Origin of the sequence: Priestia sp. YIM B13552, from assembly GCF_042787775.1 — a bacterium.
In the GTDB taxonomy this organism is placed as follows: Bacteria; Bacillota; Bacilli; order Bacillales; family Bacillaceae_H; genus Priestia; species Priestia megaterium_E.
The window spans coordinates 1-22,275 of sequence record NZ_JBHZOU010000006.1 but is presented as its reverse complement, the minus strand read 5'-3'; the positions used below and the strand labels follow the sequence as shown (position 1 = coordinate 22,275).

Sequence of the window (22,275 nt, the reverse complement as noted above, 5' to 3'; positions counted from 1 at the left end):
AGGCAATTCATTGATTACGGATTTACAGCGCGGAGATTTCTTTCAAAAAGGACATCGTTATCGCAGAAAACAAATTCATAAGCTTTATAAAGGACAGGAACAAAGCGAAATATCAACGCCGAAAGCGCATCCATATATTTTTATTTTCACAAAAGAAAGCGGAAGTGAATACGGAACAGGACACGGATGGAATAGAGATAAGACCTCTTTTTTCTATACCGGAGAAGGTCAAAGAGGATCAATGCAGCTCATTAAAGGCAATAAAGCGCTTCGTGAACATTTTTTATCAGGAAAAGCCGTTTACTTGTTTCACTACGTGGAGCCGGGAGTAGTCGAGTTTATTGATGAAGTGACGTATATTAATCATCAATTAGAAATTATGTGGGACTCAGACGGAGAGCTTCGTGAAGCCATTATTTTTGAACTTGAACGAAATCCTGTGATGGAGGAAAAAGCAGCAAAGCTGGATGTTTTAGCTTACTCAACTGAACAACTTTGTCATATAGCGCTAGGGGAAGACAAAAAGACAAATATTTATGAGCAAACCGCAGCTCTTAAACAATATATTTACAAACGCGCAGCTGGTATTTGTGAAGCCTGCGGAGAAAGCGCGCCGTTTATCGCAAAAGATGGAAGCTCCTTTTTGCAAATGTATTATCTTTCAAAGCTGTCAGAGGGCGGGCTCGCTAAGCCAAAGGACGCTGCGGCACTATGTCCCAACTGTCATAGCCGTCTACGCTACGGGAAAGATAGTGAAGTATATAAAGAAGAGCTGATTATTAAAATTAATGAAAAAGAAGCAGGAAAGAAAAATGAGTAATATCGTCTCTTTTCATTTTATAAAAAACCGTCTCTAAGCAGGTCAGCTGCCGAGGCGGTTTTTTTGTATATAGAATGACTTCAAAAAATAAAGACAGTAAAGCGTATAAAAATAATAGAAGAACAGATAATGAAAAACTGAAGCTTTCGTTTAAAAATAGTAAAAGCTGGGGTGATGTGCTGTGGCAGACAAGTATGACTGTGTCATTATAGGTGGAGGAATTGCAGGACTTCAAGCTGCTATTCAGCTTGGAAGATATAAGCGTTGTGTATTGGTTATTGATTCAAACGATGGACGTTCCAATCTTTGCAAAAATTATCAAAATATATTGGGGTGGCCAGAGGGAATAAGCGGTCAAACTTTAAGAGAAACGGGAAGGCAGCAAGCAAAAAGCTACGGCATTCAATTTGCAGAAGAGCGTGTCCTTCAGTGTGAAAAAGAAATAGAAGGGTTTAACGTCATTACAAACTCTGCGAACTACGAAGCAGCTACTTTACTGTTTGCGACGGGAGTAGTAGATCGGATTCCGCCTGAACTTCAGCAAGAGCTATATCCGTGCATGGGAACAACCGTATATGTATGTCCCGACTGCGATGGGTATGAAGTAAATAATAGAAGGGTATTAGTACTAGGGTCAGGAAAAGCAGGAGCCAGTTTATCTCTTACGTTAACATATTGGACAAATGACATTACATACATTAATCACGACAAAAAAGAAATTGGACCTTTAGCAGATACCTTGATGCAAAAAGGAATTACCTATAAAGAAGGGGCCATAAAAAAAGTCATAACTGAAGCAGAAAGGTTAAAAGGAGTCATCCTCGAAGACAATGAATTTATCTATGGAGAAAGAGGTTTTTTAGCGTTCGGAGGAAATAAAGTTCGAACAGAATTAGCGCATGGGCTCGGAGTAGAACTCCTAGAAAATCAGCACACTATCGTAAATCCGCGTACAAAAGAAACAAATGTTTCAAACGTGTGGGCAGCAGGAGACATTGTGGCTCATTCTGAACAAGTTACGGTAGCGATGGGAGAAGGTTTACAAGCCGCTATTTGGATACACAAACGCTTGTTAGAGCTTTATGAAAAATAATTGGTTTTTTATCCGTTTCTGAACACGCTACATTCTAAGTGGGAAAAGTCGATTTTTAGTATTTTGTTTGTAATAAAACTCTGTACAGTATTCTGTGTTCAATAACCTTTCTTATTCTATTTTATATTACAATCGAATAAGACAAAAATAAGAAAGAGTGATAATGGGGGTTTATTGGATATACACGTGTATCAACAGGATTACAAATAGAAAATACCCCTCGTTGGTTGCTACATTAAAAAGGTTAGGTTTGTTATAGTGTGACTTTATTTACCTGATAGCATGGATGATTTAGGACAATAAAAAGGGTTAGATTTTCTCAATGACCATTTAAAAGATGAACTATGTATAAATTTGAGAATAGAAACTTTGCAAAAACGAATAGAAGAAAGTATTAGAGCTTTTGATTTACGAAAAGTTGGATTTATTGTAAATGAATTGGCTAAAGACTCCAAATCTGACGTTAGTAAATATTCTGCACGTTCATTTGCCCAAGCCATAGCAACAGGACATATGAGAAGACAGGCAATGGTTAGCAGTGACTACGCAATAAAGGTAACAAATCTTTTAACACATAACTCCTTAGATTCCTCAACAAAGGAAAGGGTAAGGCAATTAAAGATAATAGATGAATTGTTAGAATCACCAAGCTGATAATCAACAATAAGAAACAAGGACACTATGTTTTATTCAATATAGTGTTTTTCTTTATTCAAAAAATCAACAATAAAGTTTAACAGAGCCTTATAAAACTATTATTTTTATAAATTAATTTGTTATTTTACTCCTTTACATAGAAGATGTGATCTTTTTATTTCTAATAAATTTTATCTTATTTAAAGTATATTAACATTAGATACTTTATTATTTACTTAATGTAACGTACTTTCTGGGAAGATAGGAAGGTAATAAAAGTAATGACCATCTTTTGAAATAAATGGGTATGATATATAATAAATCTTTAATCAAAACATTTTGAAGGGAAATGTAATATGATAATTTCTAAGCCGCGTAAAAAACATAAAGTGAAGCATCTGGAACCTGCAAGTATCTTGTTCGTGGGGTTTTTAGGATTAATATTGCTCGGCACCGGCTTATTAATGATTCCTGCTGCTACAAGCGATAGACATCATCTAAGCTTTATTGATGCTCTTTTTGAAGCCACTTCTGCTGTATGTGTAACAGGCCTAGCCGTGGTAGATACGGGGACAACATTTACTTTATTTGGACAGCTCATTTTGCTTGTGCTCATTCAAGTTGGTGGCTGGGGATTCATGACTATTGGTATACTCATGTTTATTGTACTGGGTAAAAAAATAGGATTACAACAAAGATTAATACTTAAGGAATCTCTAAATGCTTTTTCGCTACAAGGCGTTATTGCATTAGTCCAACGTGTTGTGCTAATTACATTGGCTGTGGAAGGTATAGGAGCGCTTATCCTAGCTATTCGTTGGTCCCGAGAAATGAGCTGGGGAAAGGCTATTTATTATGGCATATTCCATTCTATCTCTGCTTTTAATAATGCAGGATTTGGTTTGGAACCAGATAATTTAAGCAAATGGGTAGGAGATCCAACCGTAAATATTATGATTACGTTACTTTTCATAATAGGAGGGACTGGATTTTTTGTCATTGCAGACATTTTTCAGAAACGAAACATAAGAAAGTTTTCTCTTCACACTAAAATTGTATTAGTTTCAACTATCCTACTAAATGTCGTGAGTACACTCATTATTTTTACTCTAGAATATCATAACTCTCATACTTTAGGTCAATTAAGCATGGGGGATAAATGGTGGGCAGCTTACTTTCAGGGTGTAGTTCCTCGTACTGCTGGTTTTAATACCTTGGATATCGGGGCGCTCACATTGCCTTCAAAAGTGTATATGATGGGTCTTATGTTTATTGGAGCGGCTCCAGGTTCAACAGGCGGTGGAATTAAAATAACTACGTTTGTCTTAATATTGTTTGCTTTATGGTCAGTATTGACAAATAAAGAAGAGATTAATGTTTTTCGACGCCGAATTCCTAAATCGCTTGTGTATAGAGCTTTTTCTATTGCTACTTCTGGCATTATTTTTGTTTCTATTATTTTCTTTCTACTCACAATCACAGAAAAAGGTATAGACATGTCTACCCTTTTGTTTGAAACGTTCTCTGCTTCTGGAACAGTTGGATTAAGTGCTAACTTTACAGGAGATTTAAGTCCTATAGGCCGAATTCTGATTACAATTATGATGTTTATTGGCAGAGTGGGACCTCTTACCATTGGCTTTGTACTTGCGATTCGTTCAAACAAACAATCTAAAATTAGGTATGCAGAAGAAAAGATTCTTATTGGTTAAAAATTTATTTTAAATATATAATTTGGTCAACATATTCATAATTTAGGCACAAGTAGCCTAAATCACGAATACCTTTTTTTATTATAAACAAACTACTCAAGGTGCTGAGAATTATCTTCGATCTAAATCTCATTAACCTGTAGAAAAACTCCCTATTTATTGGAGGGAGTTTTTTCTAATTTTAAACTGTATATGATTTTAGTTAACATAAAACTATTTATCAGAAGCAAAATAAGTTTTATAAAAAAATCATATTTCATGTTTCATTTTCGATCAAAAGGGTAGAGTATTATAATGGATTGGAATTTTAAAAGAAACAGTCTTTTTAGATCTGTTTCTTTTTTTTATTTAAGAATATAAAACGAATAATAAGTATCAAATTGAGCAAAATACTCAAGGCACTGTAAGGTGTCAAATATATCTATTTAGAACATTCACCAGAAGAACTATCTTACTCGCATTGAGATAGTTCTTTCTTTTTTCAGCCTATATATGATATACAAAGGTAGTTAACATAATACCTCTTTCAGAAAGGCAATTTTTCTGAACGTAAGCACAATTATAATGTAAAAAAAGGTCAATTTTATACATATGTTGTAACTTACTTGAAATAGTTCTGTCATAAAGATATGTTATGATTTAGGGGCACTATACAACTAAATAAAGAATATAAGTAACTTACCATTTCATCATTATTAATACACTTTTCAATATGCTTAGTCCTCTAATCCTCATCTATTAGAGGACTATTTGCTTTTTAAGATAAAAGGAGGGACACTTTGCAGTATATACAACAAGAAAAATTACATGCAATTAAAGAAACAATTTTACAACGAAAAGAAGAGTTAGCTGAAAGTAAAAGACTAGATCTTGCAACGTCTCATAATATCTATACAGAGTTGACTACTTTTCGCTTGGATCTTCTTACAACTTATGCCGATTCTCTTTTGATGGAAAAAGAGGCAGCAAATGAAGTCATGGAACAGTGGGGAAACAATATGGCTAATTTACTGGTCAATCACGGACTTCCTTTAAACCTAGCTTTAGAGGAAATTAGCTATTACCGAGATGTAATCGGAGAAATAATAAAAGAAGAAGCAAAGAATAATGATTTTTCCCTCGATGCTTTTTATCAAATCATTTCTCACTTTAATAGCATTGTAGATAATGCCATCCAATTCGTAAGTAAGTCGTATGTAAAAGATTACACTGAAAAAATAAATTATGCTCAATATGCCATTGATGAATTATCAGTTCCCGTTGTTCGTATGACAGAAGAAATAGGCATCCTTCCTTTAGTAGGTGATTTAGATACCAAACGGGCACAATATTTAATGGAGAGTGCCTTAGAGAAAGGAAGTCAATATAAATTAAAATGGCTTATCATTGATTTATCAGCAGTTCCTATTATTGATACGATGGTAGCAAATCAATTATTTAAAGTAATAGCTGGGCTACAGTTATTAGGAATTGAAGTAGTCATCAGTGGGATACGTCCAGAAATCGCTCAAACCATGGTAAACTTAGGAATAAAAGCTGAGGAAGTTAGAAGTTTCTCTAGTTTACATCAAGCTGTTCAGTATACAAATTCATTTACAGGATCTTTAATGTGAATATTTTTATGGATTATGAGCAAACTACTCAAGATGCCGTAAGGCATTCTTCCTTTAATAAGATATGTGTAACAGAAAAAACCTACCTCTTTTGACTGGGAAGAGATAGGTTTTTCTGTTTTTAAGCTGTATGTTTTATACATTTCTAGTTACCGCAATGTGATTTATCAGAAGCAACTTTTTTATTTCACCTTTACTCTTTAAAACATCTTTTATAAACAGCTGATATAAGTAATTGATAACGCAAATAACTGAAAACGAGTGATATTTACCATTTTACAAACCTTTAATTTTTCTGCAAGTGTAGTTAAAGGATACGCGAACATATAATCAAATAAGCCATAACAAAATAACCCTAGAGTTATTTTAGTAAGGAGTGCTCAGATAGAACACACTTTATGCTCTCTTTCAAAAAACTATTTTCAATTACAGAAATTACTGGAATATTCGCACCTAGAGAATCTTCTATATTTGGTTAAGCTCTAGATATTCTTTTAAAGTTTGCTGTAAAGTCCCTTTTGCTTCTGCTTTATCCTCAAAGGAGATTCCTGAGTGAATCATTGTGCGCACTAAGTCAGCACGTAAACCTGTAAGAATAACTTTACTTCCCATCATTGAAATGCCAGTTAATATTTTTTGGAAATGGTCAATAACATGCATCTCCATGTTAGCAATTCCCGACAAATCTATAATTAATGTTTGAATTTTCAAATCCGAAATGGCTATCAAAACTTTCTCCTCAATCGTTTGGATACGATTGAGATCAATCATTCCAATCAACGGTAATACAGCTACAGATTGACTAAGTGGTATAACAGGCACTGATAGATGTTCGACTAAGTCCCTCTGAGAAGCAATTAATTCATCTTTATACTTGGAATAACTAATGAGAAACGTGTTAAGAAACTGATCAATCCTATCATTAATTCGTTTCTCTAATGCATAAAATTCTTCACGTCCATTAAAATGGTTATTTATTTGATCGTATTGATAGAGAAAATGCCATAATGTTCGCCTAATGGCCTGTACCCATTCTAGTTTAAAAGCAAGAGTTAAGGCGTGCTCTGCCCATGCTACCCCTTCTTGTTGAGCGAAAGCAATGAGTTGTTCTTCTTTTTGTTCTACGACGTATAGAGATAACCTTTGAGCATTCTTTAAAAGATCAATATTTCCAGTTTCTAAAATGTCATTAATTTTAGAAGCTACGTTAACCGCCTCTGATAAGAGTTTATCCTGGAAATTCTGTTTGTTATCTTTAATAAAATCGGTCATGTTCTCTCTCTGGTTGTACTTAATATCCATTTTGATACGCCCCTTATTCGACTTTAGTTATCTTTGATTAATCAATACCTTTAAATGAATTAATATCTATTTTTGTTTTCATTTTTGTATATAAAGAAAGTTCCTCCTTCCTGGAACCTATCCACAGTAGGCATGTTGTTGTTACATAAAAAACAACAAATCTTTTATAATGAATCTTTAAACCTGGATATACCTATAATCATGCACATCTTTTTGCATGATTATAGGTTAATTAAGGTTATTTTTACTAGCCAACAACCATTCAGAGAGGCCATAAAAGATAACCCGAGCATATTTTAACTCGTCAACTTTCTCTTAAGCGATAGAGATATAACTTTCTAAAGAATCAAGGTAAGAAGTAGAGTCAGGAGTAAGTGCTTTATAGATTATAAGGATGACCAATTGATCTAGGATTATAAATACACATTTTACATATAGCTGTACTACTCATCTGCAAATATTTCTTATCCTCTCTTGCCACTACTCTTTCTTCAGTAAGCTTATTTTCTATTTTATCTCAAAAAACATATATTTCATATACATCTTAAATGAGTTAATTTATTCCTTAATATTATAAATTAGAAATTATATAAACCTTGTTACAGTAATAAAGATTATATACATTTTTTCAATTTTAAATACATTATTGTATAGAGGATAATTATCTTATAAGGTGTTTCTCACTCAACACTTTAAGCCCTTGAAACAACGAATTCTGTTGTATATGTTGTAGTAGCTGATTCTGTTCCAAATTGCATTGAGATGGCGTATAAAATTTCCCTCTATCAAAACAAACATCATTATTACCAAGTGCCACAGCTTGCTCAACAAGATGTGCAACAAATAATCAATGCATTTGAACCTGCTCAAGATCAACCGCAGATGCCAAATAACAATAACACTCATTAATTAAAAGAAAGCTCCTGATTGGCCCCAGGAGTTTTTCTGTTTTAAATTGTATACTTCATACATATCGAGTCTATATAACGTTGTTTACCAAAAATTAAGTGTCAGTATATGTCGAAGGGGTAATATAAAAGAAATAACATCAGGAGGGGAGGACATGCTAGATAATTATGAACGGTCTCTATTCTATAGGGAGATGAAAGGTTTAATTACAGATTACAATAGGTGTAAAGATTTAGCTATTAAAAATGAATTATATCATCAGATAGTACTTCTCAAAAAAGCACTTAAATATGAACGAAATAAGATCTTAAGATAAAATAGGCTATCTATTCATTGGGAAAAACGATTTATCTCTCCGAATTAAATTGTTTTTCTCTTTTTTTATGTAAATGTTGTGAATGTTACTTATTCGCATAATCAATCGATGGATCGCTGGTTTAATTATAGGGAATGATGTTTCCTTTTTAGTTTGTTATAATGAAAGTACATATAATACGGGGGGCAGAGGATTTAAAATATGATACTTATTAAAAATAGCGAAGAAGTAATAAGAGAAGCAAAGTATCAACTTCACCTGACTATGGATGATTATCAAACCAAAATTATCTCTATTTTTGATAAACAACGTATTCTTGTGAATCAACGAATTAGATTGATGATTCTCCTATCGGATATAAAAGAGCAGGCTGTATTAATTGGAAAACACTCTGCAGCCAAAGGGAGATTAGAATATGAAGGACAGGATCAACTAATTACAGACGTTATAGATGAAGTTCCTTTCCAATACAGTAAAGAAACAGTAACTGATTTGGAAAATAACATACAAGTTAGTAAAGGCGAAATTGAAGAGCTAGCAAAAGAGTGCGGATTAGATACGGAAGAAACAATTAACCTCAAGGCTCTTTTACTTAATTTAAAAGTATCTAGTTACATAAATGGGCATTATGAAATGTATGTAAAAGATAACACTTTATCTTGTAAAAGAACCTAGAATGGTAGGATAAAATGGGATGCTAGATTCATGTATATCCTATACAATTCTAGTTACCATAATGTCTCTTTCCGGAACACACGCCAAAAAGAACTCCTTGAGCCACAAGGAGTTTAAGAGAGATTACTATTATGAATTATGCAGCTTTTTATACATCCTTGATTTATCAACGTTTGGCCTCGGGCTGAGTGACAAATAGATGAATAAAAAGTGCACCTTTTATTCATATGCTTGCAATGGAAAAGGTAGTATCTATAGCAAAAACTCATTATGATTTATTGTGAAATAAATTTCATATTAAGTTTCCCTTATAAGCTACCTCACCTCACGATCTGAGGTAGTCTTCTATTTGTTCTTTTTAAGACATACTTTTTAGCATATATATTTGTGTAGTCATTCTCTTTGAACAGACGTAGGGAATTGTAAGGATATATATATAATAAAGACAAAAAACACCTCTCTAAGAGAGGTGTTTTTTGTTTCAATTTTCACTTTATAACTCAATGCATAAAGTAAGCAAATTGATAACCATTGAGTATATACTAGCATAATGAAAAAGCAGTGGCAAATCGTAGATGGCAGCTTTTTATTCTAAAAAATAAGTAGAAAGGCTTCCTTCCAGCTCTTCCTACTTACTGACATTGAACCAGCCTTTTCGTTTAAACCAGAGAATCATACCGATGGTCATTAAAACCATAAACCCTAAAACAATATAATATCCGTAGTGCCAGTGAAGTTCAGGCATATAATCAAAGTTCATCCCATATAACCCTACGACAAATGTAAGGGGAATGAAAATAGAAGAGATAATGGTTAACGTCATCATAATGGAGTTCATCCGATTGGCGTTAAGTGAAAGGTAATTATCTCTCATATCTGATGTCATATCTCGATTAGCTTCCACCATGCTGGTTAATTTTATCAAGTGGTCATAGATGTCATTGAAATAGGCCTTCTGCTCCGCAGGTATATGTAAACGTTCAGAATTAATAATTCGATATAGCAGATCACGCATAGGAAGAATGGTTTTTCTGAGTTTTAATAAATCACTTCGGATATCAAAAACATCATTCATTAGTAAAGCAATTGATTTTTTGGCATCTCTGCTTTCAATTTCATTTAATTTATCCTCAATTTCATACACAATTGGGAAGTAATCATCCACTAATTGGTCTAGAACCGCATAAGCAATATAGGAAACTCCTTTATTAAATCCACTAGGATGCTGTAAAAGGCGTTGTCGTACTGTTTCAATACTGATTACCGGTTTAAAGTGAAAGGTCACTAAATAGTTTTCTCCAATAAATAAGTCTACTTCTTCAACATCTAACGTGTTGCTATTTAAATAATGAAGAACTAAAAAGCTGTAACCCTCATAATAATCAAGTTTAGGACGTTGTAATAAGTGAAGACAATCTTCGATAGCTAAAGGATGAAAGTGAAAAAACGTCTCTAATACTTTTCCTTCCTCTTCAGATGGAGAGGAAAGATCTACCCAGAACCACTTAATTGAAGGGTCAGATAAGTGATCAAGGGGGACATCTTCTTTGACGTGTAAGTCTTGTGTGATAGCTACTGTTCGGATCATAATGCTGCTCCTCCATGTAATTAATGATTCTCTATTGTCTAGTATGTTACATAAAATAAACGATTAATCCCACTGCTAGTAAGGCAAGGAAATTTTTTTGATATTTTCTTCTCTTTTCTTCACTTGTATCTTTATTTTTACCAAAATATTTATCTATAAAAATAATAAAACAAAGGAGGAGGAAACTAAGGATGATATCCAGTATTAAGAAGTGAAAGAAATGATCTGTAGTAGTTAATGACATAGTAATTCTCCTTATTTTTCACGTTTAAGTGAGAGAATACTAAATAAGTCTCTCTTCATATTTTAATCAGGTACAAAAAGTACTAAAATCAATGTAGCTGTATAATAACGAATAGCATAAAGAAGAATGGATTCGTTTTTTATTGTTTTCTTTATCCTAATGTCTATAATTAAAACATACAAAACAACTTATTATATACCAAACCGTTCTATATGTCCTAATTTGTTGGAAGAAAGAGGATTATTAATCTTAAAAATAGGAACGTCTAAGAAGTATATAAGTTAATAAGGTAATACGGAGAGGAAAGAGTAAAACGTAACTATATAATAAAAGACATAGTAGTGGGAGATTTTCATGAAATACGCACAAATTTTTATTGATAGCCGAATTCGGAATGCAACGTTGATTGTATTGCTTATTTGTATGAGTATAGCTTGGCTGTTTGATAGCGATTACTGGTACAAAATAGCTGTTCTTATGGTTTCAGTATCTTTTATCTTACATGGTTTAAATGATTATATCGTAGGAAAGAACAAAGCGCGAGGAACTGGTATTATACTATTAAGTGTTCTTTTTACTCTATATAATTTACTAAGAATCTTTGTTTTATGATAAAAATAAGAATCTTACACTTGCAAGGAACGAGGAGTTTTTATGTTTAAGAAAATAGTAAAATGTTATGATTACAAATTTATTGTAGCCTTAATTGTTCTAAGCCTTATCGGTTTAGTCATGGTTTACAGTGCTAGTATGGTAACGGCGGTTAGTCGTTACAGTGTAGAAGGAGATTATTTTTACCAAAAGCAAAAACTTGCTCTGATAGCAGGCTTCTTCTTTTTCTGTGTCGCAGCCTTTATTCCCTATAAAATTTATCGAGAAAAAAAAGTATTGAAAATCTTATTGATAACAGTAATTACGCTTCTTGCTTTGGTCCTTATTTTTGGACATACCGCCGGGAATGCACAGAGTTGGCTTATACTGGGCCCGATTAGAATACAACCACTTGAATTTACGAAACTAACGATCATTGTATATCTATCAGCTGTTTTTGCGAATAAACAAGAGTATATCAACGATTTAAAGCGCGCTATTATTCCACCTATCCTTATCGTATTTTTTATTTGTTTCTTAATTACTTTACAACCCGATTACGGTGGAATTCTCCTTATTTTAGGTACAGTTTCAGCAATCGTGTTATGTTCAGGTATATCCAGAAAATCCATGCTGAAAATTGCTTTACTGGGAGTAGTAGGTGTGATCATTATGCTACTTGTTCTATTAGTAACAGGACAGATGGCTACCGTTTTTTCTCCCGTTCGTTTAGCTCGTTTTACTGGTTTTCTCCATCCTTTTGCAAACCAACAAGGAGATGGATACCAATTGGTTAACTCCTACCTAGCTATAGGAACTGGGGGACTAACAGGTCAAGGGTTAGGACAAGGGATACAAAAAGCCGGATACCTACCTGAATCTCACACGGACTTTATTATGGCGGTTATTGCTGAAGAATTAGGTTTTTGGGGAGTAATGCTTGTATTAGGGTTGCTATTTTTTATTATTTTACAGGGCTTAAAAATTGCTAAAAGATGCAGCGATCCTTTTGGTGCCTTATTAGCTATCGGTATTTCCGTTATGATTGGCATTCAAGCATTTGTTAACCTAGGAGCAGTAACGGGACTTCTTCCTATCACAGGTGTAACATTACCTTTTGTCAGTTATGGTGGTTCTTCTCTTACATTGCTTATGTTTGCTGTAGGAGTGCTGGCGAATATATCCATGTTCAATAAATTTGAAAAGAAATACAAAAACAAAGTAACGGATCCAAGGGAACTGAAAAGTGTCTAATGATGTGTATGAATGACGTTTCTATAAAAATTATTGAGCTTAAAATAGAATTATAAACAAAAGACACTGGTTAAGAACCAGTGTCTTTTGTTTATGGAAGGAGGTTAAGTTTGTAGTATTGCTAAAGGAATTCAAAGGTCTATTAGAAATCCTCTTATGTATGATTCATATACTTTCCTAAAAATCTTTATTTAGAAGATACAAATTATGTCCTTCGAAAAAACTGTAAGGTGCTATAAACGATCCATAGAAAACAGGCCGCAATAACTTGCTTTTCTAGGCAAAGAATAATTGTCCATAGTATCACTAAAATTAAAATAGGAATAGATAACTTTCTTATCATTCAGATCTTCCCTTTCTTCATTCTTCTTCTATCTATATTCATGAAAACGTAGTAGATTGCCTTTTTTATGTAAAAAAAGACGCCTATTATGGCGCCTATATCGAATGAAATAGTTTGGGTGTGGAGGATTAGAGGAAAAAACATACGTTATAAGTAAGAAAAATAAGCAACTTAAATTCTCTATTCGATTCTGTTGCTTTACCTCTACAGTACTTTTTACACTTAACGTAAAAAAATATCCGATTTATCTTCTCCATTTAAAAAAACTCTCATTTGTTCTAAAATGTTCAATGTTTTTATTTGCTATTTTAAAAAAATCACTCTACTGAGTGATTTTCTTTGTTTAAGGCTAAACTTATACTAAGAATGAGTGTTATAAAACAAGAATATATAGGTGGAAAATGTATGTTGAAAAAGATAGCTCTACTCTTATTCATATCTTTTTTTGCTTTAGGTGCCCCTCTTAATGTATCGGCACACGCAGTCCTTTTGGATGCGTCACCGAAAGAAGGAAGTCAACTAAAGCAAATGCCTGGCAAGGTATCATTGACGTTTAACGAACGATTAGGAGAAGGTGTTTTTAATCTTCAAGTACGCAATGATAAAGGGAAACTTATTACCACTAAAAAAGCAACAATGAATCGAACTCACAAAACAATCTCTTTGGATGTGCCACCTTCCAAAAAAGGTATTTACACCGTTAGCTATTCGGTCATTTCTGCAGATAGTCATCCTGTACAAGGAACGTACGTCTTTTCTATAGGAGAAAAAATGGATCAAGCTATTATAAATGACAATAGTAATCAAAGTGAAAATGGTAAGCAGAGCTCTTTTTATACCATAGGGTTTTCTATAGTGCAGACATTCTATTATCTAGCTTTATTATGGCTAGTTGGTTTTGTCCTATGGAAATGGTATGTTCCTTATCAATCAGATCAACAAAAACAAAAGTATAAAACGAATGTAAGGTACCTCCAAGCTGGATATATCATTTTTTTACTGATTAGTATAGGAGTCCAAAGTACTGCGCTATTAAAAAGTTCTAGCCTTTCCCAAATAAAAACATTTGTCATGCATTCTCCTACTGGTTGGTCGTGGATGACATGTATCCTTCTTGCGTGTGTAGGATTTCTCTTCCTACTAAAGAATAAGTGGCTTGATTTTATATGGGCAGGTTTGCTATTAGTAGCTACTACGTTAAATGGTCACGCTGTAGCATCAGATACACCAGTTTATACAATCATGCTAGACTTCATACATTTGGTTACAGCCTCTTTATGGGCAGCTGGATTAGTTTATCTTTTTATGATGTGGCGTAAGGAGAGAGAACAAGCGCTAGCTTTTCTTCCTATTTTCTCTCGGGTAGCCTTTGTGAGCCTTATATTATTGATCCTTTCAGGTGTTCTTTACACACTAAAGCTTCTTCCAGACATAACAGCACTCTTTAAAACCACATGGGGACTGTTATTGTTAGCTAAAATATTTATGGTCATGTTAGTAGCTGGTGTAGGGATACTCATTAGAGAACATCTACGAAAGAACGATTCACCAAGCCTTGCAAAGTTTTTAATGTCTGATATAAGTTTTATGCTGATTATTGTATTAATTGTAGGAACGATTACACACTTAAACCCTGTTCCACAGAATGAACCTTTGGTATGGAAAGAAAACAAGCAAGACATAGAGTTTCTCGTAAAAACGTCAACCTTATCTCCTGGCAAGGGTTCTCTCTGGGTAAAAGCATCTTTACCACAGGATGGATCTTCTATTCAATCGATAGACATCGCACTTTCTCCTAAGAATAAAGGAGAGCTTGCACCAATTGATGTGCCCTTAAAAGTAAATAAAGACGAAAGTCAGGAGAAACAACAAGTGCAGTATAAGATGTATGAAACAAACAACCTGGTCATTCCTTATGCGGGAAGATGGCAAATTGCTGTACGGCTTGTTACATCAAACCTAGATGAGATTGTAATCTATAAGGACATCGTTGTTTATGATGTTAAATAATGATTTTAGAAAGAAGGAAAAGAAAAGAAATGAAAAAACAAGTAACAGCTCTTTTATCTACATTAGTTCTTTCAACGATTGCATTTGCGGGTACTGCCAGTGCTCATGTTGTCGTATACCCTCAAGAAGCGACACAAGGCTCTTATGAAAAATTTACTGTGCGCGTTCCAACTGAAAAAGATATTCCAACTACAAAAGTGAAAATTGAGATTCCAAAAGACGTAGAGATATCTCGATTCGAACCTATGGAAGGATGGAAATATGAACTTCAAAAAGACTCTTCAGGTTTGATTACCAGTGTGACATGGACAGCTACTAATGCAGGTTTATCACCTACAGAGTTTGGAGAATTCAATATGCAAGGAAAAGTAGGCGATAATGCTAAGAAGATTGTTTGGAAGGCTTATCAAACATATAAAGATGGGTCAACAGTAGCATGGGAAGGCCCGGCTGATGCAGATACACCTGCATCTATCACAACCGTAGTAAAAGGAAACGGAGCAGAGGGAGATTCTCATACATCAGCTACTAGCACAACTGCTACTAGCGAAGCAACTAACAATGATTCAAATTCTGCACTTCCTACGACTCTTTCAATTATTGCATTAGTGCTAGGCATTATTTCATTGATCTTTAGTTTAAGAAGAAAGAAGCAGAGCTAATTATTTTTATTAAAGATTTAATTAGACAGCAATCTAAAAACGCAGGTTAACATTTGTTAGCCTGCGTTTTCTATTCTTATTTATTGATTATTACGATATACATAAGGATCATCTGGTTTTTCTTCACGTTTTACTTCTGTTACTTTTACAATAGGAATTGTCTTTTTAAATGGTTGATAATACATCGTACTTACTTCACCAGTTACCGTTACCCAATCATCATTTTTAAATGATACATCATCCGGAAATTGAACTAACATACCAAACACGCCTGAATCAGCTATACAATGAATGATTCCAAAACGAAATAAAAAGTACTGATTGTCTTTTAATTCTTTGGTGTGGTACATAAATCCCATAAACTTAATTTGTTTTCCAGTAAACTCACCAGGATATCGATAAATGGTTTCCATCGCATTTAAAAACTCTTCATCTTCTAAATTAATGGTTTTCCCTTTTGAAAACTTTTTTAAATCTTTATGAATCATTTTGTCGTATGCATCTTCTCCATAAAAAGAACTGGTATCCGGTTGAAGAAACTGATGGGAGGAGTAAGGATCCTTTTTATCATAAATAGGAAAATGAAATCCTTTTGCTTCAACAATATTTGAATCAAGTGTAGCTACAGGCAAAAAGAAGACGGTTAAAACAGGTAAGAAGTAAAGAGGGTACCATGTAGAATGCCAAAAGCCGTCATTGAATAAAGTCTCATAAGCAGAAAACCACCTTAGAGAGAAGGTGGTTTTTGTTTCTTCTATTTAGTTCTCCTTGCTTTCTTTCAATGCTTTTTCTCTCGCTTTTACAGAAAAATAGGTATTGATCCAAGCTGTAATCGGAATAATGAGAGCTACTCCAATCCCCGCAAAGAAAATGGTCATCATTTCCGCACCAAAGATTTTGGAGTTCACAATCGCACCGATGGAATAATGTAAATCCTTAAACCAGATGAGAAGTGCGAGATAGCCTCCAAAAAAGGCAAAGAACAGCGTGTTCGTATCAGTTCCAAGAATATCCTTTCCGATCCTCATTCCGGACAAGAATAAGTCTTTTCTGCTGATTGAAGGGTGATGCTTCATTGTTTCGCCCATTGATGAAGTGATTGATATGGCAACCTCTGTAATCGCACCGATTGTACTAATGATCATGACAGAAGCTCCTATTTTAACGTAATCAATGCCTACAAAAAGGGAGAAGACAGCAAGCTCTTCAGTCTCTTCTTCACCGTATCCTTGAATCATAGATACGTTCACAATCACCTCAATTAATACAATCAAAAGAACAATCGTGACAATTGTAGAAAGAAAAGCAGTTGCTGTTTTTTGATCTACGTTATTAATGAAAAAGAGATTAATACAACTAATGATTGCACATGAAATTAAAGTGATGATGACTGGATTCATTTGCGGGCCGAGCATAAGAAAAATGGTAAACATAAGCACACCAAAGTTCAAAAACAAAGATATAAAAGAGCGCATTCCTCTATATCCGCCAATTAAAATCATTAAAGCAAGTAGGATCAGTGACAGGATGACTAATGCATTCATATTCTTTTCCTCTTTTGGTTAATAAAATAGATAGATGTGTACACGGCGATAGGGATGGTTAGCATAATGCCAATTCCTCCTGCCAGTGCACGTGCAATCTCTAAAGAAAGGTTCATGGAAAGGGTAAACCCTAATGGTGAAGCATTCTTTAAATACAGAATCATGGACGGAATGGATCCCGCCGCATAAACAAAAAACAAGATGTTGGTTAATGCGCCCATGACGTCTCTCCCAATGTCCATTCCTGATTTTCGAAGTGCCGTTAAGCTTATCTTTTCATTCTTTTCATAAAGCTCAAAGAGGGAAGAGGAAATGGTGATTGAAACATCCATGACCGCCCCTAATGACCCAATCAACAAGCCAGCCATAAAGACAATTTCATACGGACGAGTCAAAAATTGCATTCCTTCATATCTTAATCCGTTTCCATCTGTAAAATGGACTACGGCATACGTAACTCCTAACGTTAGGAAGATACCCAGCAGTGTGGATGTGATCGAAGCGTACGTCATTTCATTTACACCATTGAGGAGCAGCAACGAAATAACTGTAAACAAGATGACCAATATACTGCAGATGAAAACTAAGCTTTTGTATGAACTGATCACGTAAATATCCAATGCGAAGGACATCAGAGCAGCATTAACCACTAAGCTGATCAAGGCAAGGAATCCTCGTTTCTTACCGACAAAAAGGAGCGTGAAGATGAAAAGCCATCCGACAAGCAGAACGTACTTGTCTCGCTTGGCGTTCTTAATGGATCCGGTTAAGTGCTTTTCTTTTAAAGGCTTATCAATTGTAACGAAGATTTCATTACCGGGTTTATACTTTTGATCATAAGCGCCAGATGAGGAGTATTCATTTTCTAAATGAATAACTTTCCCTTTGTCTTTGCCGTTTTTTATTTCGGCTTTGATACTTTGTTTATAGATTTGGTCCTTATTGTTATGCTGATCGGTCACTTTCTCTTTACTTTGCAAATGGGTGCTCAACACTTCAGCGATCGGCTGCTTGTAGAATGAGCTATTATGATTCACAAAAATGATGGAGAGGGCAAAACAAAACACGATAAGGGAATAAACCACCCATTGTTTTCTAGACATCTTTTTCAATTTATTAATGATCATTTTAATCTCGAATTCCTCCGTTCGGAAGGGGTCTGTTCTATACTCATCAGAATTGTTATAGCTTAATATTTACTTAGTGAAAATAGAGAGAATAATGCATTATTGTATCATGGATGAAGGGTCGAAACAAAATTTTCTAAGGTTGCTAGCTTTAAAAAAGGGAATAGAATTTCTTTAGCAAAAGTACAGTAAGGGATTCCACCACATGCTCATTAAGCTAACAACGTAAATGACTAAATACGAAAAGATCCTTGGTTCAAAACTAACGAGTGATGGAACGATAGGCATACCAAAGAAACTTATTAAAATGCAATTTTTTGCTAGGCATCTTGTCTATTCTTCACCGTCATTCAACACAAGCTAAGGTCTTAAATGCAAATATAGCGCAGAAAGGGTACTGAAAACATGGGTAAAATAATTTTAGAAAAGAATCTGAATGCTCATAATGAAAAAAGACCCAAACATAACAATTCAGGTCTTTTTTAAAAAAATTTATCTTCTCGCCTTAATACGAACAACCGTTTTAAGAGTTACCTTTTTCTTCTTCACTAAAAAACCAATACCTACAACTATTGCTACCGTTAATATAACTACAGAAAGTAAACCTTGCATATAATGAAGCCTCCTATATTACCGTTCTTAGAAAAGCCCAGTAACCATAAATTTTTGGAATTCCATTTTTGTTTGCAATGATTACAACAAGCCGTCTATATGTATCATTACTCTCCTACAATCACATTCCTATGTACAAAGATCTTATCAGTTTTTATTAAAACGCTTATTTTGCTTTGTCTTCCTTCTTACTGGTCATTCTTACCAAGTTTTATTTTAACTTTTTTTAGATATTAGTTAAACACCCTATCCATTTACAAGAAACATTCCGTAAAAGTATACCTTTACGGACTTTTCTTTTATATAAGGAATCTATCACTTTGATCGTTCGTTTTCGTTTTAAAGCAAATTACGAACGTCTTCATATGTTTATGCACTTTTATGAACGTTTTTGATGAAATAAAAGGAGTTTGATATTTGAATAAATAAGTTAGATTGGAAAAGCTGGCGCAGGGAAAGCAATTTCAATACCTCAAGTAGTATTGGACGGTCCTAAAGAAATTGTTGATAGAAGACGCATCTATGTTATTATGTATACTAATGCTCTAAGAGACCGTATAAAAAATTATCAAATTAAATAAGAAGATACCTAAGCAGTTAGATACTAAAACCTTGCAGTTCCTCTTATTAAGAAAGTTTATCCCTCCATTGCACCACCTTTTTTATGAACAGCAATTTATAAAAGGAGCACAGATGAAATTGTTACTTAATTAAACGTAGCGAAGTCTTATATAGCTGTTATATCAAATGATTCAAGGGAATACATGTTAATTATACGAATGATTCATCACCTACTATAAGTAAGTATTAAAACGTTGAATTATGTAGTTTGACTTAGAGTGCAAGCGGCAAATATCTTACAAGGTGGTATATCTATTGAAAGTTGAAACACGTAGCGTTGAATTTGTTCCAGTAGACGAACGTCATGGAAAAGCAAAAGGTTTGTTCCCCATTTGGTTTGGAGCAAACATGCACATTACAACTCTTGTAACAGGTGCATTACCAATTAGTTTAGGTCTTAATTTATTTTGGAGTTTCGCAGCTATTATACTTGGAACCTTATTGGGTGCTATTTTCATGGCTTCACATTCTGCTCAGGGACCTAAACTTGGAATTCCTCAAATGATTCAAAGTCGAGCACAGTTTGGAGTAATCGGAGCTATTTTTCCGTTATTTCTTGTAATGTTCGTGTATTTAGGTTTTTTCGCAAGTAGTAGTGTGCTTGCAGCACAAACATTAAACAGTTTAATACCCATTAATCAAAGCTGGGCTATAATAATCTTAAATATTCTTTGTTTTATTGTTGCAATTTTTGGCCATGATTTAATTCATAAAATGCAGAAAGTATTATCATGGTCTTCATTTGTTGTGTATCTAGCAGCAACAATTATTATATTTCAGTTACCACTTCCGACAGGAAGTTTTTCATTAAGCGGTTTGGATTTACCTGTATTTTTACTCGCTATCAGCATTGTAGCAACATGGCAATTAGCATATGCACCATACGTGGCAGACTATTCACGCTATCTGCCCGTTAATACATCAACTGCACAAACCTTTTGGTATAGTTACCTGGGTACATTTGTAGGGACTGTATGGATGATGATTTTAGGAGCAACTTTAACAACTACTATTCCTAATTTCCTTGATCATTCTGGTGGGAATTTAGCTCACTTATTCGGAAGTTTTGCTATCTTTATGTATTTGATCATTATTTTTGGTCAACTAGCTATTAATGTTTTTAATTTATATGGTGCTTTCATGTCAACCATTACAACTATAGAACCCTTTTGGAAGCTGAAAGTAACACAAAAAGTTAGAGTAGGGATGATGTTTTGTGTTACATTGGCAGGTACTATCCTATGTTTATTAGGCCAAAGTAATTTTCTATCATTTTTCTTAAATTTTATCTTTTTCATTAGTTATTTCTTGATTCCTTGGACGTCTATCAATCTTGTGGACTACTACTTATTACGCCGTGGTCAATATAATGTGAAAGATATCTTTGATGTAAATGGTCAATACGGAAAAATAAACGGAATCACTTGCATGGCATTTGCTGTATCAATTATTGCAGAGATTCCTTTTATTAACACATCATTCTACATTGGTCCTATAGCAAAGGCATTCGGGGGCGCAGATATTGCCTGGCTAATTGGAATAATAGTTCCTGCAATCTTATATTATTTTCCGATGAAACAAAAGTTAAATAAAGAGGTTTGTGGTAACTGAACTCGAAAGAAAGGCCTGTATCTAAACAGATACAGGCCTTTCTTTAATCCATGAAAAGAGAATAAACATTCTTTTTTTATGTAACAAAAACGAGATGCAAACGATTATGCATCCCGTCATGTGAAGAAGGAAAAAAATAGCTTTTAATGCAGCATATGATCTTTAAGGAACACCTCATTTACGTAATTACATTGCCTAATGAAACAGTCACTTGAAAAAGTATATTCTCTTTAACAAACACCTCATTTAAGCATTGAACTAAAAAAATATACAATGTGAACGAAATCGTTCTTGGTCTGGGACAAACACCTCATTTGCATAGTTATAAATGAACGTTATTGTCTACCCATTATATATATTCTTACTACGCTCATGACTACCATCCCCTTATGAATCAAACATACATCGATTTACAATAAGGTTTTCTGAAATATGCCTGCTGTAGACACCTCATCCCAAATGTAAGAAGCTTTGTAATGATTAGTTCTAATCAATAACTTGTTTTCCTTCTTCCTTAAATAGAATATCCCAATAGCCTATTTATAATTCAGTAAAGCTAACAGGGGTTTTTTGGATTACATGCACCCTTTATTTATAACAAAGATTAAATAAAGAAGCTTTATTATGAATAGCTATAATAAATAGAGATATGTATGTACTTATTCATTTTATTTGATGTGTTGGAGCATCAAATAGCTATGCCACTTATGCCATATCATAAATTTTTGATAGGGGAAAGGTGAGTAGATAGAATTTGTTAAAGGTATTGTTTTCCTTATTTGCTATCAACTCTACTATATGTTACACTACAGATAACTTATTTTTGTTCGGTATATTGAGAAAAGAAAAAACCTAATTAGAAGTTTTTATCTTGAAATAGTATGTTTGGGCAAGATTGGTAATACATTTGTGGAGTATTCCACAGCAGGAGGCAACATTATGACACAAGGTACAGTAAAATGGTTTAATGCAGACAAAGGTTTCGGTTTCAT

The 22,275-nt window shown here is 33.9% G+C and carries 16 protein-coding genes and 2 pseudogenes; 12 read left to right on the top strand and 6 right to left on the bottom strand.

The genetic code is table 11. The features are described from left to right. Window positions 1–10: 10 nt before the first annotated feature. The 5 genes and pseudogenes from ACFX40_RS21205 to ACFX40_RS21185 all read left to right on the top strand — a co-directional run bounded on the left by ACFX40_RS21205 (window position 11) and on the right by ACFX40_RS21185 (window position 5,874). Entirely contained in the window at window positions 11–820 is an 810-nt protein-coding gene (locus tag ACFX40_RS21205) for an HNH endonuclease (protein WP_377256238.1), read from the top strand. Window positions 821–1,001: 181 nt separating this feature from the next. Further along, window positions 1,002–1,913 carry an NAD(P)/FAD-dependent oxidoreductase gene (locus ACFX40_RS21200; protein WP_116513892.1) on the top strand — a complete coding sequence of 304 codons (912 nt, stop codon included), beginning with the start codon at window positions 1,002–1,004 and terminating at the stop codon, window positions 1,911–1,913. Between the two features lie 321 nt (window positions 1,914–2,234). Beyond that, window positions 2,235–2,567: pseudogene (locus tag ACFX40_RS21195) on the top strand (putative immunity protein); the annotation flags it as partial. Between the two features lie 338 nt (window positions 2,568–2,905). Beyond that, a complete protein-coding gene (locus tag ACFX40_RS21190; RefSeq protein ID WP_098332910.1) occupies window positions 2,906–4,261 on the top strand; it encodes a TrkH family potassium uptake protein in 1,356 nt (451 codons plus the stop codon). A gap of 779 nt (window positions 4,262–5,040) precedes the next feature. Then, window positions 5,041–5,874 (top strand): STAS domain-containing protein, encoded by an 834-nt coding sequence (locus ACFX40_RS21185; RefSeq protein WP_377256235.1) that lies wholly within the window; start codon window positions 5,041–5,043, stop codon window positions 5,872–5,874. Between the two features lie 465 nt (window positions 5,875–6,339). Here ACFX40_RS21185 and ACFX40_RS21180 read toward each other — a convergent pair whose 3' ends face one another. Continuing rightward, the gene (locus ACFX40_RS21180) at window positions 6,340–7,176 is read right to left on the bottom strand and encodes an STAS domain-containing protein (protein ID WP_098250245.1); all 837 of its coding nucleotides are present in this window, start codon (window positions 7,174–7,176) and stop codon (window positions 6,340–6,342) included. Between the two features lie 696 nt (window positions 7,177–7,872). Between ACFX40_RS21180 and ACFX40_RS21175 the strand changes: the two are divergent. Together ACFX40_RS21175 and ACFX40_RS21170 are read left to right on the top strand one after the other, a co-directional pair. Then, window positions 7,873–8,085 (top strand): annotated as a pseudogene (locus ACFX40_RS21175) (spore coat protein); the annotation flags it as partial. 517 nt (window positions 8,086–8,602) lie between these two features. Then, the gene (locus ACFX40_RS21170; RefSeq protein WP_240717543.1) at window positions 8,603–9,076 is read left to right on the top strand and encodes a hypothetical protein; all 474 of its coding nucleotides are present in this window, start codon (window positions 8,603–8,605) and stop codon (window positions 9,074–9,076) included. Between the two features lie 628 nt (window positions 9,077–9,704). Here ACFX40_RS21170 and corA read toward each other — a convergent pair. Further along, entirely contained in the window at window positions 9,705–10,664 is a 960-nt protein-coding gene (corA, locus tag ACFX40_RS21165; RefSeq protein WP_377256232.1) for a magnesium/cobalt transporter CorA, read from the bottom strand. 46 nt (window positions 10,665–10,710) lie between these two features. Next, window positions 10,711–10,908 (bottom strand): hypothetical protein, encoded by a 198-nt coding sequence (locus tag ACFX40_RS21160; RefSeq protein ID WP_377256229.1) that lies wholly within the window; start codon window positions 10,906–10,908, stop codon window positions 10,711–10,713. 354 nt (window positions 10,909–11,262) lie between these two features. Here ACFX40_RS21160 and ACFX40_RS21155 point away from each other — a divergent pair, with 354 nt between their 5' ends. The 4 genes from ACFX40_RS21155 to ACFX40_RS21140 all read left to right on the top strand — a co-directional run bounded on the left by ACFX40_RS21155 (window position 11,263) and on the right by ACFX40_RS21140 (window position 15,768). After that, entirely contained in the window at window positions 11,263–11,520 is a 258-nt protein-coding gene (locus ACFX40_RS21155) for a hypothetical protein (protein WP_377256226.1), read from the top strand. 42 nt (window positions 11,521–11,562) lie between these two features. After that, window positions 11,563–12,753 carry a putative lipid II flippase FtsW gene (gene ftsW, locus ACFX40_RS21150; protein WP_377256223.1) on the top strand — a complete coding sequence of 397 codons (1,191 nt, stop codon included), beginning with the start codon at window positions 11,563–11,565 and terminating at the stop codon, window positions 12,751–12,753. A 748-nt stretch (window positions 12,754–13,501) separates the two neighbouring features. Next, the gene (locus ACFX40_RS21145) at window positions 13,502–15,106 is read left to right on the top strand and encodes a copper resistance CopC/CopD family protein (protein WP_377256220.1); all 1,605 of its coding nucleotides are present in this window, start codon (window positions 13,502–13,504) and stop codon (window positions 15,104–15,106) included. A 29-nt stretch (window positions 15,107–15,135) separates the two neighbouring features. Further along, window positions 15,136–15,768, top strand: a complete 633-nt coding sequence (locus ACFX40_RS21140; RefSeq protein ID WP_377256217.1) for a YcnI family copper-binding membrane protein — start codon at window positions 15,136–15,138, stop codon at window positions 15,766–15,768. 80 nt (window positions 15,769–15,848) lie between these two features. Here the strand turns inward: ACFX40_RS21140 and ACFX40_RS21135 are convergent, their stop codons facing one another. The 3 genes from ACFX40_RS21135 to ACFX40_RS21125 are packed head-to-tail and all read right to left on the bottom strand — an operon-like array spanning window position 15,849 to window position 18,445. After that, window positions 15,849–16,526: a TIGR03943 family putative permease subunit gene (locus tag ACFX40_RS21135; protein WP_377256418.1), complete on the bottom strand. Its 678-nt coding sequence runs from the start codon at window positions 16,524–16,526 to the stop codon at window positions 15,849–15,851. Continuing rightward, window positions 16,527–17,312, bottom strand: coding sequence for a YibE/F family protein (locus ACFX40_RS21130; RefSeq protein WP_377256214.1), 786 nt, complete (start codon window positions 17,310–17,312; stop codon window positions 16,527–16,529). Further along, entirely contained in the window at window positions 17,309–18,445 is a 1,137-nt protein-coding gene (locus tag ACFX40_RS21125) for a YibE/F family protein (protein ID WP_377256415.1), read from the bottom strand. Before ACFX40_RS21125 ends, ACFX40_RS21130 begins: the two co-directional genes overlap by 4 nt. A gap of 1,482 nt (window positions 18,446–19,927) precedes the next feature. Here ACFX40_RS21125 and ACFX40_RS21120 point away from each other — a divergent pair. Beyond that, window positions 19,928–21,283 carry a purine-cytosine permease family protein gene (locus ACFX40_RS21120; protein ID WP_377239136.1) on the top strand — a complete coding sequence of 452 codons (1,356 nt, stop codon included), beginning with the start codon at window positions 19,928–19,930 and terminating at the stop codon, window positions 21,281–21,283. Window positions 21,284–22,275 lie beyond the last annotated feature (992 nt).